The sequence below is a fragment of the Chryseobacterium sp. AC417 genome, assembly GCF_979258215.1.
Window position 1 is genome coordinate 808,647 of the sequence record NZ_OZ409845.1, and the last position, 13,501, is coordinate 822,147.

The window sequence follows — 13,501 nt, forward strand, 5'->3', positions numbered from 1 at the left end:
TGGAATGAGTACAATGATATTATTTTGAGATTAATAATATCTTTGCCACAAGAAAAAACTGATCAAATTTAAATAACAACTATCATATATATGAAACTATTAGAAGGAAAAGTAGCACTAATTACCGGAGCTACAAGAGGAATTGGGAAGGGTATTGCGGAAATTTTTGCTCAACAGGGAGCGAAAGTGGCATTTACTTATGCAGGTTCTGTAGAAAAAGCGAAAGAATTAGAAACTGCTTTGAGTTCTGTAACTCAGATTAAAGGATATCAGTCTGATGCATCAGATTACGACGCTGCGCAGAAATTGGTAGAAGAAGTAATGACTGAATTTGGTAAAATTGATATTTTGGTGAACAATGCCGGAATTACAAAAGATAATCTGTTGATGAGAATGTCAAAAGACGATTGGGACACGATTATCAAGGTCAATTTAGATTCTGTATTCAACCTTACAAAAGCGGTTATTAAGCCAATGATGAAGGCTAAATCTGGCTCTATCATTAATATGACTTCTGTAGTTGGGGTGAAAGGTAATGCAGGACAGGCAAATTATGCAGCTTCAAAAGCAGGAGTTATTGGTTTCACAAAATCTGTTGCACTAGAACTGGGTTCAAGAAATATCCGTTGCAACGCAATTGCGCCAGGATTCATTGAAACTGAAATGACGGCTGCTTTAGACGAAAAAACAGTTCAAAACTGGAGAGACGGAATTCCTTTAAAAAGAGGCGGACAACCGGAAGATGTTGCCAATGCGTGCGTTTTCTTCGGAAGCGAAATGTCTTCTTATATTTCCGGGCAGGTTCTGAATGTGGACGGCGGAATGCTTACTTAATGAGAAAGATTTAATCTTAAAAATAAAATCCCTTTCATCCAATTGATGAAAGGGATTTTTTATCATTAGTCATTAAAAATCTGGTTTTCCTGCTCCTGAACTCTTATAAAAGTCGTCCTTTTTGATAGCTCTTTCAATGTCGAAGCACCAACATAAGTGCAGGTTGAGCGTACACCGCCCAAAATATCCTTTACGGTTTCAGAGACGCTTCCTTTGTATTTTATTTTTACAGTTTTGCCCTCGGAAGCTCTGTACTCAGCCACTCCTCCGGAATGTTTATCCATTGCGGTTTTAGAGCTCATTCCGTAGAAAAGTTTAAATTTCTTGCCATTTTCTTCAATCATTTCACCTCCACTTTCATCGTGCCCGGCAAACATTCCGCCAAGCATGACAAAATCTGCACCGCCGCCAAACGCTTTGGCAACATCTCCCGGAACTTTGCAGCCACCGTCTGCAATGATGTGACCTTTCAAGCCATGTGCAGCGTCGGAACATTCAATAATTGCTGAAAGCTGCGGGTAGCCAACTCCGGTTTTTACTCTGGTTGTACAAACCGATCCCGGACCGATTCCTACTTTGATGATGTCTGCGCCAACCAAAAGAAGTTCTTCTACCATTTCTCCTGTTACCACATTTCCGGCAATGATAATTTTGTCTGGAAAATTTTCTCTGGCCTTCTTTACAAATTGCACAAAATGCTCAGAATAACCATTCGCTACATCAATACATAAAAATTCGATTTGTGGATGTCTGTCGAGAATTAGTTTAATTTTTTCTTCATCAGTTTTTCCGGTTCCTGTACTCAGAGCGATGTACTTAAGAATGCTTATGTCTTGATTTTCAATGAATTCAGACCATTCTTCTACAGTGTAATGTTTGTGTACAGCGGTGATTATTTTATCTTTAGCCAATTCTACAGCCATTTCAAAAGTTCCCACCGTATCCATATTGGCAGCGATAATGGGAGTACCTTTCCATTTTTTCTGAGTGTGGAGAAAAGTAAACTCTCTTTCCAGATCAACTTCTGAGCGGGATTTTAAAGTAGAACGTTTTGGTCTGAACATCACATCTTTAAAACCTAGTTTTATATCATTTTCTATTCTCATTTTGACTATTTTATTTTGTTATTGATAAATTAAAATTAATAATTTACTTTAAATATACTACTTTTGAAATCATGGATTTTCCTCTTACTTTTCAGATTTTTGGCAAAACAGTTTTGGCGCACCCTGTGTTTGAAACCCTGGGAATATTTATTGCTATGCGCTATTATTTCTTTCTAAAAAGAAAGTCGCAGGAAAAAATGTCATTCAATACCTCAGCTGCAGTTCTGATAGGTGCAACGGCAGGAGCTTTGATTGGCTCAAAACTTATCGGAAATCTTGAAAACCCTCATGTTTTATTTGATGATTTTAGCTTTAAAAGATTCTGGACAAATAATACCATCGTTGGCGGATTGGCTTTTGGATTAATAGGTGTAGAATTAGCCAAGAAAATTGTCGGTCATAAGGAAAGCACAGGAGATTTAATTGTTTTTCCTTTAATTTTAGCCATCATAATCGGCAGAATTGGATGTTTTCTCACCGGAGTTCATGAAGAAACGTATGGGTTGCCGACGACTTCAATTTTCGGAATGGATCTTGGCGATCAATATCTAAGGCATCCTGTTGCGTTGTATGAGATTGCTTTTCTGCTTTTTCTTTGGATTGAATTGAAGATGATTGCAAAAAAAGACAAGTATGCACCAGGTTTTCTGTTTCAGTTGTTTATGCTCAGTTATTTCAGCTTTAGACTCCTTTTAGATTTTATTAAACCTAAAATTGAAATTATAGGAAATTTTGGAACCATTCAGATAGTATGTTTGGTGGTAATTATTTATTACATTTATAAAATTAAAATCACTAAAAGTTTAAAAAACACACCAAAAATAAATATAATATGAAAAATCTGACCCTTTTGGAAGTTGGTGGATTAGAAGGTTTAGTTGCTGTGATTATTTTGATGATTCTCGCTGTTGCTTTCGTTGTTTCCCTAGTATTCACAGTTTTTGTAAAGCTGATTTACGAGAGTAAAAATGGCAGAAAATTTTCCAGAAAGCAATTTTGGCTCACAGTGTTGATTTCGATGTTAGTTTGTGGGTTGATAAGCGGAGTTGTCTGCGGAGGAATGTAAATTATAAATTATGCCAGTAAGAAATTATACCTATTACGATTATACAATCAGCCTTTGTCCGGAATGCCTGAAAAGAGTAGGAGCGAAGATCATCATTGAAGATGAAGCGGTTTTTATGACCAAAAGATGTCCGGATCATGGTTTTTTTAAGACGATGATTGCATCAGATGTTCAATATTATAAAAATATAAGAAACTATAATAAAGCTTCTGAAATGCCTGTTCATTTTGGAACTGATGTGGAGTACGGCTGTCCGTACGATTGCGGTTTGTGTGTAGATCATGAGCAGCACAGCTGTCTTTCGATTGTTGAAGTTACCGATCGATGTAATCTGACCTGTCCTACCTGTTATGCGATGTCGTCACCACATTACGGAAGTCACAGAAGCCTGGAACAGATTGAAGCGATGTTTGATACCATTGTTAAAAATGAAGGGCAACCAGATGTTGTGCAGATCAGTGGCGGCGAACCAACGATTCATCCTGAGTTTTTTAAAATCATGGATATTGCTAAGTCAAAGCCGATCAAACATTTGATGCTCAACACCAACGGAATCAGAATTGCCAATGATCCCGGTTTTGCAGAAAAACTTGCAACGTATGCTCCGGAATTTGAGATTTATCTTCAGTTTGATTCATTTAAACCTGAAGTTTTAGAAGATTTCAGAGGAAAAGACCTCACAAATGTGCGTATGAAAGCTTTAGAAAAATTAAATGAATTAAATCTTTCTACAACGCTTGTAATCGTTCTTCAAAAAGGAAAAAATATAGACGAAATTGGAAAATTAATTGATTTTGCTTTAAAACAAAAATGCGTACGCGGTATTACCTTTCAGCCTGTTGAGGTAGCGGGAAGAAACCGGGAAGATTCTGCACATGAAAAAATTACGTTAACGGAAGTGCGACAGGAAATTTTAAACCAGTTTCCGCTTCTGAATGGTGATGATATTATTCCTGTTCCTTGCAATCCGGATTCTTTGGCGATGGGTTATATTCTGAAGCTGGAAGGTGAAACAATTCCTTTAACGAGATATATTAACCCTGCTGATTTATTGAATAATGAAACCAAAAACACGATTGTTTACGAACAGGATGCCGGTTTGCAGATGCAGCTTCTGGATATTTTCAGCACCGGAATTTCTGTTGATCAGGTACAGCCAAAGGTAAATCAGTTATTGTGTTGTATCCCAGAAGTTTCGGCTCCCAATTTAGATTATGACAATCTTTTTAGAATAATTATCATGAATTTTATGGATGCGCATGACTTTGATGTTCGCGCCGTCAAAAAATCTTGCGTTCATATCGTAAATAAAGATTTAAAAATGATCCCGTTTGAGACGATGAATTTATTTTACAGAGATGATAAAATTAAATATCTGGAGGAATTGAGGAAAGAGGATAGGGTTTTGTTTTAAAAAACTGATCTCATGAAATGTTTTTATTATTCTGTTATAATTTTCATTTTGTTGATTTCATGTAAATCACGTTTCGAAAATCTTAAATTAACCAATATTCCAAATATTTGTGGAGAGGATTCAATTAAAATTCTTTATAATAAAACGAAAAGCGATGTTACCTACAATGAATTTTCGTTTGTTTTTCGTTCAGGTATAAAAGATACGGTTCAGGTTAAATACGAAAACCAAATTGTAAAATATTATATTAATAATGAATTGAATATGGATCATAATATCAAATATTTCAAATTTAAATCAAACAAACCTGATTTTGTGAAAGTTACAATTGGACATAGGAATTATTGTTTTACAGTTAATAACAAGTATTATTTTTACGATTTTATCAAAAGAGAAAACGAATTGGAAATTTATGCAGATGAATTTAGAAATAGAACTTTTGAATAAAAGAAATTTCCCGCAGATATTCACAGAAGATTGAGCATAAAAATCTGTGCAAATCTGCGAAATCTGTGGAAAATATATTTAATCAAACTTCATCACCTCATTCAGCGTATTCATATATTCATACGCCGTCATGTCAAATTTTACAGGAACGATGGAAATATATCCGTTTGCCAAAGCCGTTTCGTCAGCGTCTTCAGATTCATCCATATTGTTGAAATATCCGGTCAGCCAATAATATTTTTTACCATGCGGATTGATTCTTTCGTCAAAACTTTCTTCCCATTTTGCATTAGCCTGCTTACAAACTTTTACGCCTTTTATTTCTTCAGTTGTCAGTTTAGGTATGTTTACATTCAGAACAACACCTTTAGGCATCGGGTTTTCTAATGTTCTTTTTACAATTTCCTGAATATATTTTTTAGCCTGAGTAAAATCTGCCTCCCAACTGAAATCCTGAAGCGAAAAACCAATGGCAGGGAGACCTTCCACACCGGCTTCTACAGCAGCAGACATAGTTCCTGAATAAATAACATTAATCGATGAGTTTGCTCCGTGATTAATTCCCGAAACCACAATATCCGGTCTTCTTGTCAGTATTTTATCAAGAGCCATTTTCACACAGTCTACAGGCGTTCCGCTGCAAGAAAAATCTGTTTGCGGTCCTTCCAATTTTACTTCCTCAAAACTTAAGGTTGAATTGATGGTAATTGCGTGTCCTTTTCCGCTTTGTGGTGAATTGGGAGCAACAACGATCACTTCTCCGATCTCGTTCATAAACTCTACAAGGTTTCTGATTCCTGGTGCAGTAATCCCATCATCATTGGTTACCAGAATAAGTGGTCTTTCCATAAAAGTTTTAAATTTTAACAAAATTACTCAAAACTATTCGATATTAATAAATAAGGTATTAAATTTGATAGTTTGTAACAGAAATTTAATGATTACTACTAATCAAAATACTTTTTTAAAAATTTAATAAAATACATTGCAGATTTATGTGGAAAAATTTTAAACTAAATAAATTTTTACTCCTTATTCCGTTAACAAGTCTTATGTTTTGTTTCAACTCGCCGAAAAATGACGATGAGAAAATGCAGACGATAATGGTGAGCGTTAAAAACACACTTTCATATTTACATTACAGCCCAAAACCTATCAATGATGCTTACTCAAAAGATGTTTACAAGCATTATTTTGAAATGATCGATTCCAGGAAAACGATACTTCCTGCAGTCTGATATGACAGAATTTGGCAAGCATGAAACCAAGCTTGACGATTATCTGAATGTGGGTGATCTTGTTTTTTATAAATTGACAGTCGACAGATTATACCAGAGAGTTGATGAGATTGATAAGATTACTCAGGAGATTTTCAGCAAGCCGATCAACTTGGAAGAAGATGAAACGCTGACTTTAGAATCAAAGATTAAAAACGTTCCTGCCGATAAAAAGGAGCAATATAACGAGTGGAAAAAATTCATCAAATACAATATTCTTCAGGAAATTGAATCGATGAACAGCAAAGAAGAAGCTCAGAAAGAAAAGAAAGATTCTGTTCAGAAATTTAAGCTTCAGGATACTATTAAACTCGAGATTCTATCTCCTCAGCAAAAGCTTACAAAAGCTACTGATGAAGTAAAAGACCTGGTAAAAGAAACTTTCACAAGATTCAAGAAAAGAAAAAAAATGGATTGGTTTACAGTGTATATGAATTCTTACACAGAAGTTTTCGATCCGCATACTAACTATTATTCTCCAAAAGACAAAGAAGATTTTGATACTCAGTTTAAAGGGAAAGTAATAGGGATCGGTGCAATTATTCAGGAGAAAAAAGGAAATCTTTACCTGGGAGCTTTGACGATTGGTGCACCTGCATGGAAATCAAAGAAACTTTCTGAGGGAGATAAAATTCTGAAAGTAAGATCAAAACCGAATGAAGATCACGTAAATGTAGTAGGAATGCTTTCTGATGAAGCCGTAAGGTTAATCAGAGGTGAAAAAGGAACTCCTGTTACCATGACCGTTCAGAAAAAAGATAAAACAATTGTTGAGGTTACGATGATTCGTGAGGAAGTAGCGATTGAAGATACCTTTGCAAGAAGTATTATTGTAAATTCTCCGAATGGTAAAAAATATGGGATCATTAATCTGCCAAGCTTCAACGCAGATTTTGAAGATGAAAAAGGAAGAAATGCTTCTGACGACATCAAAAACGAAATCGTAAAACTGAAAGCTCAGGGAATTGAAGGGATTGTTTTGGATCTAAGAAATAACGGTGGAGGTTCATTAACTGAAGTTGGTGACATCATGGGACTTTTCATGAATGCAGGACCTTACGTTCAGGTAAAAGACGGAAACGGAAAAATTCAGACTTTAAAAAACAAACAGGAAACTCCGATCTGGACCGGGCCTTTGGTAATTATGCAAAACGAACTTTCGGCTTCAGCATCTGAAATTTTAGCGGGTGCAATGCAGGATTACGGAAGAGCAATCATCGTTGGTTCACCACAGTCTTTCGGGAAAGGAACAGTACAGACATTTGTTGATTTGAATAGATTTCTAAATACTGAAGATGATTTCGGATCGTTAAAACTTACGATTCAGAAATTTTACAGAATCAGCGGAGAGTCTAACCAAAGAAAAGGAATCGTTTCAGATGTCAGAATGGAAGATTTCTTTACCTATGCAGAAGTGGGTGAGAGATACGATGAGTTTGCTTTGGCTTGGGACAAAATTCCTAGTTCAAACTATCAGAAATTGAGCTACTTTGATGTGAAAGCATTAGAAAAATCCAGCAACGACAGAATGGCAAAAAATTCAAACTATCAGTTATTGCTAGAATCAGCAAAATGGAGAGAGCAATTAGATAAAGAGGAAACCATCACTTTGAATATCAATAAATTCAACGAATTGATGAAGCAGAGAAAAGCACAGATCGAGAAATTCAAGGCATTAACCAAATTTGAAAACGGTCTTAAATTCTCCATGTATCCTTCAGAAATTGAAAGAGAGAAAAAAGACGAAGCATTCAGGAAAAAGTCTGAAATGTGGATCAAAAATCTGAAGAAAGACACTTATCTTCAGGAAGCGATGAACATCATTGCCGAAATGAAAGCTAAAGTTTAAGCTAACAAATATTAAAAAAGAGCGGCGCTAATCTTCGATTAGTGCCGCTCTTTTTTTTGCAAATAAAATTTATTTAATCTCTACACACCCAACTCTTCCGCCTGCATTTCCTGTAGGCTGTGTTTGATAATCGTCTTTTCCGGCATGGATGATCAGACCTTTACTCATAATATTTTTGGCTTCTTCCGGACAATCCAAACACCATTTATCAGTTTTAAAAGTCAATTTTGCCTTCCCTTCATGATCAGCAACGAGATTTCCAATATCACCCATGTGAAAGTGTGCATTTCCCCATTTTCCATGGTCAGATTTTGACGGATTCCAGTGTCCGCCAGCAGATTCTGCGGTTGGTGATGAGCAATCTCCCTTTTCATGAATGTGTACAGCGTGAATTCCGGGAGTAAGATGGGTCACATTCAGATTCAAAACGACATCATTGCCTTTTTGAGTAAATTCTGCGGTTCCTTCTGTTTTGGTCCCGCTTTTTGATGAAATATTGTAGGTTTTACTTGAACTGCAAGATGCTGCCAATAGAGTACAGCCCGTCAAAAATGTTAATGTCTTTAGTTTCATAGATAATATTTTAGGGAGTTTAAAAACTGTTCAGTACAAAAATATGACCATTCAGTATAAAAAATGATGAGGTTTAAACAAGGTGGTTTAATTTTGAGGTCAAACTACAAGACATGAATAACAGTATTTGGAGAATCATATTTCTCGTTTCTTTTTTTTCATTTATTCTAAGCTTTTCTCAGACAAAAATTACAGGAAAAGTCACTTTTAAGAATAAAGGCGTTAGTGAAATCAACGTGACCTTAAAAGACACTTATGATGGTGCAACAACAAATTCAGAGGGATATTTTTCTTTTGAAACTTCAGAAAAAGGAAATCATATATTGTCTTTTGTTCACCCGAAGTACAGCGAGATTGAAAAACCGATTCTGATAGAAGATAAAGATCTATCGATTAATGCAGAATTGAAAGAGCAGATTAATGAGATTGATGCCGTAGTGGTTTCTGCAGGATCAATTGAAGCCAGCGACAAAAAAAGAGCAACCGCTCTGCTGAGTCCGATAGATATTTATACAACCGCCGGAGCAGATGGGCAAATATCTTCAGCTTTAAACTTTCTTCCCGGTGTACAGAAAGTAGGAGAAACAGAAGGACTTTTCGTTCGTGGCGGAACAGGTTCCGAAACTAAGATTTTTATGGACGGAAGTTTGATCAATAATTATTTCTCCAATTCAGTACCCGGAATTGCAGGAAGAGACCGCTTCAATACCTCTCTCTTTAAAGGAAATGTCTTTTCTAGCGGCGGATATTCAGCTTTGTACGGGCAGGCTCTTTCCGGAGCTTTACTATTAGAAAGTGTAGACCTTCCAGATCAGAGTTCTTATGATTTTGGGGTGTCACCGATATTTTTGAGCGGAAGTTTCCAGAAATTAAGTGATGACAAAAACTATTCGTATGGCGCAACTGCCGGATATTCTATGCTTGGTCTGATGCAGGATGTTTTTAATTTCAACACCAATTTCATCGATGCTCCAAAAGGTTTCAACGGAGATGCCAATTTTAGATTGAAAACAAAATCAGGCGGATTTTTCAAATATTACGGAATGTACGACAGCAATAAAATGGGTGTGAAAACCGAAAGTTTGGAACCTGAATATGATTTCGCTTTAATAAGATTAAAAGGAAAAAATACGTATCATAATATATCTTTCAAGCAAAAATTCGGAAAATATCTCCTGAATGCAGGAACGTCTTATTCCTATAATCAGTCAGATTTGAATTTCTCAACAGAAAATAATGAAGTTGAATCTGGAAAAACACAGCTACTGAATAACGGAAATTATATAAACTTTAAAGCAGTTGTCGATAGGAAAATCAACAGAATAAGTGCTTTGAGAGGCGGTTTTGAATTCAACAACACAAGCGAAAAACTGAATTTTGGAGAAGTTAATAAGAATTATAACGATCTTATCTCTGCAGCATTTATAGAAACAGATTTGGGATTCAGCAATCATCTGTCGGCAAAAATTGGAGTAAGAGCAGAAAACTCATCGTATCTGAATAAGAATAATATAGCACCCCGTTTTGCTTTAGCCTATCGCTTTGCTAAAGACTGGACCACCTCTTTCGCTTACGGATTGTTCTATCAAAATCCTGAAAGTAAATATATAAACTCATCTGCAAGATTGGGCTTCCAACAGTCACAACATTTTATTTTTCAGGTTCAGAGATCAACAGAAGGAAGAAGTCTGAGATTGGAAGCATTTTATAAAAAATATGATGATTTGATAAAAACCCAGAATATCATACCGGATGCTGATCAGAATCAGCAGGTTCAGGATGCTTTCAATAATAACGGAAACGGTTTTGCGAAAGGTATAGAATTGTTCTGGAGAGATAAAAAGACTTTTGAAAATATTGATTACTGGATCAGTTATTCTTTCTTAGATTCCAAAAGAGATTTTCTGAATTATCCTGTGAGTTTAAAACCTAATTTCGCAGCAGAACACACCTTTTCTGCAGTCGCAAAAAGATTTTTCCCAGATTGGAAAACCGGAATCAATCTTTCCTACACGTATGCAAAAGGTCGGCCTTATTATGATATTATCACCCAAGATAATAAAAACATGATCCGGAATGAAGGAAGGCTGAAAGACTACAATGCATTAAATGTAAGCATCAATTATCTTCCAAATCTTGGTAAAAAAGAGGCAAAAGCGTTTACTATCTTTGTTTTAAGCGTATCGAATGTTTTAGGAACAAAAAATGTTTACGGATATAATTTCTCGCAAGACGGATCAAGAAGTTCATCTGTTGTTCCGCCGGTTAATACTTTTGTTTTTGTCGGAATGTTTATCAGCTTCGGAGTAGACAAAACTCAGGATGCAATTAATAACAATCTTTAATAATTTAACAATAAATAATAACATCAAAAATTTAAAATCATGAAAAAACATCTTTTAAGCTTTGCTTTAGTTATGGTGAGTTTAGTATCATTTGCTCAGTCTAGTTATGAAAAAATAATGACTGAAAAAATTTCTAAAATAGAGAACTGTAAAACCGCTGAAGAATTCCAGACTCTTGCTAACGATTTTCAGAGAATTGCCGACAAAGAAAAAGGGAAGTGGCAGCCGAATTATTATACTGCATTTTCGTACATCCAAAAAGGAAGATTGCTGATGAGGGAAGGCAAAACACAGGATTTGGACGAAATAGCAGATCAGGCGCAGAAATTTGTAGATGGCGCAGAAAATGCCGATAAAAACAATTCTGAAATACATCTTTTGCAAAAAATGATTTATTCGTTAAAAATGATGGTCAATCCTCAGGAAAGGTACATGACTTTCGGGATGAAAGCCCAGGAAGAATTGAATACTGCTGAAAAATTAAATCCAAACAACCCAAGAGTCATTCTGATCAAAGCAGAAGATATCTACTTCACACCAGAACAATACGGAGGAAGTAAAACAAAAGGTATTGAGCTGTTTAAACTCGCATTAGACAAATACAATTCTTTTCAGCCAAAAACTACGCTAGATCCTAATTGGGGTAAGTCTGAAGCGGAATATTTTATCAATTCAGACCAAGGAAAATAATTAGAAATATTTGAGCCTTCCTAAATTATTATGGAAGGCTTTTCCGGCTCAGGAATTAAAACGCACCACTCGGCAATAAATAATTTTTGCTGAAAATATTTGAATTACTTTTGAATCAGAAAAACTGAACAATGAAACGTAAAGATTTTATCATATTAATGTGGATCTCGCTGGGAACTTCGATTTTCTTTTTTTTTGCTCTCACCAATGATAAAACGATTGAGAACTTCTTAATTACGATACTCATTTCCGCAATGTATTCATTTCTTTTAGGGGCGGGAAATGGCTTAATCAATGATTTTTTAAACAAAAAATTTCCCTGGTCTGAAGCAACTACAAAAAGAGCGGTCATCAGTATTATTTCTATACTTATTGCCAATACCATTTTGGTGTATTTCTGTAATTACATGAATTTTGTGGTTTTTCAGAAAGCAGTTTCTCCACAGGAATATTTTTCGGGTAAATATAATTTTATCAACTGGTTTACGATCAATATTGCGTTGTTGATCTCCGCTTTTCTGCACGCAAAAGGATTTATGGAAGAACTGAAGAAAACTTCCAAAAAAGAAGTGGTAGAGCAGAAACTCATTGCCAAATCTGCGAATGCACAGTTTGAAAGTTTAAAAAATCAGCTCGATCCTCATTTTCTTTTTAACTCGTTAAATGTTTTGAGCTCATTAATTGAGGAAAACCCCCATCAGGCGCAGAAATTTACTGCTTCTATGTCAAAGATTTACCGTTATGTTCTTGAACAGAAAGATAAAGAATTGGTTACCATAGAAGACGAAATAGAATTTGCAAAAACGTATTGCGATTTACTCAAAACAAGGTTTGAAAACAGTGTCAATTTTATTTTTGACATCAATAAAGATGATTTGCAGAAATTTGTGGTTCCTCTTTCACTGCAATTGCTGTTAGAAAACTGCATCAAACATAATTTGGCAACATCATCAAGACCTTTATTGATAAAAATTTTCACCGAAGGAGACGTGTTGTGTATTGAAAACAATCTGCAAATTCGTGAGCAGATCAAAGAAAGTGCAGGAATTGGCTTGGCAAATATCGTACAGCGGTATTCTCTGCTTACGGAGAGAAATGTTTTTATAGAAAAATCTGAAGATTATTTTAAAGTAAAGCTTCCTGTGCTTAATGATAAACCCAATGTTGTTGCCCATTTAATGGAGGAAGATAATCATGCGTACGACAGAGCAAAGAAAAGGATGAAAGAAATAAAAAGTTTTTACGGAAATCTTATTTCTTATTGTATAATTATTCCTTTTCTGATTGTTTTAAATTTAATTACATCTCCCAAAAACCTCTGGTTTTATTGGCCAATGTTGGGTTGGGGAATTGGTATTGCAGCGCACGGAATGGGAACTTTTGCAGTGGGGAAAAATTGGGAAGAGAGAAAAATAAGAGAAATTTTAGAAAAACAAGATAAAAATGGAAGATTATAACAAACGCCACATCCGTTATCGTGAGGCGGAAAGAAAAGTGAAAAAAATTAAAGGATTTTATACACATGCTATGGTGTATTTTTTCGTCAATATTTTTATTGCTGGTGCAAAAGCTCTTGATTTGGATCCGGGAGAAAAGTACTGGGAATGGGATTTGTTGAAGCTTCCTCTTTTGTGGGGGATTGGTCTGGCTGCACACGGATTGAGTGTTTTCTTACCAGCAATGATATTCGGCAGCGACTGGGAAGAAAAGAAAATAAAAGAACTAATGGATAAAAATAAATAAGAATTCAGCTTAAATTAAATCCCCATTTCGCCAGAGTCGGGATTTTTGCTGTTCAGTACACAAAACCTACCGTTCGGTCATATAAAGTTGAAGTGAATCTGTTTCCTGACCTAAATTTGACTCAAGAAAAACAAATAAATATCAATTTTAAAAAAAT

The 13,501-nt window shown here is 35.4% G+C and carries 14 protein-coding genes; 11 read left to right on the forward strand and 3 right to left on the reverse strand.

Translation table 11 applies throughout. The features are described from left to right. Positions 1–90 precede the first annotated feature (90 nt). On the forward strand, positions 91–834 hold the full coding sequence (fabG, locus tag ACZZ9T_RS03880; RefSeq protein WP_463440994.1) for a 3-oxoacyl-[acyl-carrier-protein] reductase: 744 nt from the start codon (positions 91–93) through the stop codon (positions 832–834). Between the two features lie 65 nt (positions 835–899). Here the strand turns inward: fabG and ACZZ9T_RS03885 are convergent, their stop codons facing one another. Beyond that, complete coding sequence (locus ACZZ9T_RS03885; RefSeq protein ID WP_463440995.1) at positions 900–1,940, reverse strand: GMP reductase; 1,041 nt, start codon at positions 1,938–1,940, stop codon at positions 900–902. A gap of 71 nt (positions 1,941–2,011) precedes the next feature. Between ACZZ9T_RS03885 and ACZZ9T_RS03890 the strand changes: the two genes are divergently transcribed. The 4 genes from ACZZ9T_RS03890 to ACZZ9T_RS03905 are packed head-to-tail and all read left to right on the forward strand — an operon-like array spanning position 2,012 to position 4,867. Next, the gene (locus ACZZ9T_RS03890; RefSeq protein ID WP_463440996.1) at positions 2,012–2,776 is read left to right on the forward strand and encodes a prolipoprotein diacylglyceryl transferase; all 765 of its coding nucleotides are present in this window, start codon (positions 2,012–2,014) and stop codon (positions 2,774–2,776) included. Then, complete coding sequence (locus ACZZ9T_RS03895; RefSeq protein WP_463440997.1) at positions 2,773–3,006, forward strand: hypothetical protein; 234 nt, start codon at positions 2,773–2,775, stop codon at positions 3,004–3,006. Before ACZZ9T_RS03890 ends, ACZZ9T_RS03895 begins: the two co-directional genes overlap by 4 nt. A 10-nt stretch (positions 3,007–3,016) precedes the next feature. Next, positions 3,017–4,420, forward strand: coding sequence for a radical SAM protein (locus ACZZ9T_RS03900; protein ID WP_463440998.1), 1,404 nt, complete (start codon positions 3,017–3,019; stop codon positions 4,418–4,420). A 12-nt stretch (positions 4,421–4,432) separates the two neighbouring features. Further along, complete coding sequence (locus ACZZ9T_RS03905) at positions 4,433–4,867, forward strand: hypothetical protein (protein ID WP_463440999.1); 435 nt, start codon at positions 4,433–4,435, stop codon at positions 4,865–4,867. 78 nt (positions 4,868–4,945) lie between these two features. Here the strand turns inward: ACZZ9T_RS03905 and surE are convergent, their stop codons facing one another. Next, positions 4,946–5,716, reverse strand: a complete 771-nt coding sequence (gene surE, locus ACZZ9T_RS03910) for a 5'/3'-nucleotidase SurE (protein ID WP_463441000.1) — start codon at positions 5,714–5,716, stop codon at positions 4,946–4,948. A 203-nt stretch (positions 5,717–5,919) separates the two neighbouring features. Here surE and ACZZ9T_RS03915 point away from each other — a divergent pair, with 203 nt between their 5' ends. Next, entirely contained in the window at positions 5,920–6,105 is a 186-nt protein-coding gene (locus ACZZ9T_RS03915) for a hypothetical protein (RefSeq protein ID WP_463441001.1), read from the forward strand. 1 nt (position 6,106) lies between these two features. Continuing rightward, a complete protein-coding gene (locus ACZZ9T_RS03920) occupies positions 6,107–7,993 on the forward strand; it encodes a carboxy terminal-processing peptidase (RefSeq protein ID WP_463441002.1) in 1,887 nt (628 codons plus the stop codon). 69 nt (positions 7,994–8,062) lie between these two features. Here the strand turns inward: ACZZ9T_RS03920 and ACZZ9T_RS03925 are convergent, their stop codons facing one another. Then, entirely contained in the window at positions 8,063–8,566 is a 504-nt protein-coding gene (locus ACZZ9T_RS03925) for a superoxide dismutase family protein (protein WP_463441003.1), read from the reverse strand. 113 nt (positions 8,567–8,679) lie between these two features. Between ACZZ9T_RS03925 and ACZZ9T_RS03930 the strand changes: the two genes are divergently transcribed. The 4 genes from ACZZ9T_RS03930 (at position 8,680) to ACZZ9T_RS03945 (ending at position 13,344) form a co-directional block, all read left to right on the forward strand. Next, positions 8,680–10,911 (forward strand): TonB-dependent receptor, encoded by a 2,232-nt coding sequence (locus ACZZ9T_RS03930; RefSeq protein WP_463441004.1) that lies wholly within the window; start codon positions 8,680–8,682, stop codon positions 10,909–10,911. Between the two features lie 39 nt (positions 10,912–10,950). Further along, positions 10,951–11,601 carry a hypothetical protein gene (locus tag ACZZ9T_RS03935; RefSeq protein WP_463441005.1) on the forward strand — a complete coding sequence of 217 codons (651 nt, stop codon included), beginning with the start codon at positions 10,951–10,953 and terminating at the stop codon, positions 11,599–11,601. Positions 11,602–11,732: 131 nt separating this feature from the next. Continuing rightward, the gene (locus tag ACZZ9T_RS03940; protein ID WP_463441006.1) at positions 11,733–13,058 is read left to right on the forward strand and encodes a 2TM domain-containing protein; all 1,326 of its coding nucleotides are present in this window, start codon (positions 11,733–11,735) and stop codon (positions 13,056–13,058) included. Then, a complete protein-coding gene (locus ACZZ9T_RS03945) occupies positions 13,045–13,344 on the forward strand; it encodes a 2TM domain-containing protein (RefSeq protein WP_463441007.1) in 300 nt (99 codons plus the stop codon). The genes ACZZ9T_RS03940 and ACZZ9T_RS03945 overlap by 14 nt, the downstream gene beginning before the upstream one ends. The last annotated feature ends 157 nt before the right edge of the window (positions 13,345–13,501 follow it).

Coding starts and splice junctions, on each gene's coding strand:
- ACZZ9T_RS03925 (WP_463441003.1), bottom strand. CDS start 8,566: ATGAAACTAAAGACATTAACATTTTTGACGGGCTGTACTCTATTGGCA.
- ACZZ9T_RS03900 (WP_463440998.1), top strand. CDS start 3,017: ATGCCAGTAAGAAATTATACCTATTACGATTATACAATCAGCCTTTGT.
- fabG (WP_463440994.1), top strand. CDS start 91: ATGAAACTATTAGAAGGAAAAGTAGCACTAATTACCGGAGCTACAAGA.
- ACZZ9T_RS03940 (WP_463441006.1), top strand. CDS start 11,733: ATGAAACGTAAAGATTTTATCATATTAATGTGGATCTCGCTGGGAACT.
- ACZZ9T_RS03920 (WP_463441002.1), top strand. CDS start 6,107: ATGACAGAATTTGGCAAGCATGAAACCAAGCTTGACGATTATCTGAAT.
- ACZZ9T_RS03915 (WP_463441001.1), top strand. CDS start 5,920: ATGTTTTGTTTCAACTCGCCGAAAAATGACGATGAGAAAATGCAGACG.
- ACZZ9T_RS03885 (WP_463440995.1), bottom strand. CDS start 1,940: ATGAGAATAGAAAATGATATAAAACTAGGTTTTAAAGATGTGATGTTC.
- surE (WP_463441000.1), bottom strand. CDS start 5,716: ATGGAAAGACCACTTATTCTGGTAACCAATGATGATGGGATTACTGCA.
- ACZZ9T_RS03895 (WP_463440997.1), top strand. CDS start 2,773: ATGAAAAATCTGACCCTTTTGGAAGTTGGTGGATTAGAAGGTTTAGTT.
- ACZZ9T_RS03930 (WP_463441004.1), top strand. CDS start 8,680: ATGAATAACAGTATTTGGAGAATCATATTTCTCGTTTCTTTTTTTTCA.
- ACZZ9T_RS03905 (WP_463440999.1), top strand. CDS start 4,433: ATGAAATGTTTTTATTATTCTGTTATAATTTTCATTTTGTTGATTTCA.
- ACZZ9T_RS03935 (WP_463441005.1), top strand. CDS start 10,951: ATGAAAAAACATCTTTTAAGCTTTGCTTTAGTTATGGTGAGTTTAGTA.
- ACZZ9T_RS03890 (WP_463440996.1), top strand. CDS start 2,012: ATGGATTTTCCTCTTACTTTTCAGATTTTTGGCAAAACAGTTTTGGCG.
- ACZZ9T_RS03945 (WP_463441007.1), top strand. CDS start 13,045: ATGGAAGATTATAACAAACGCCACATCCGTTATCGTGAGGCGGAAAGA.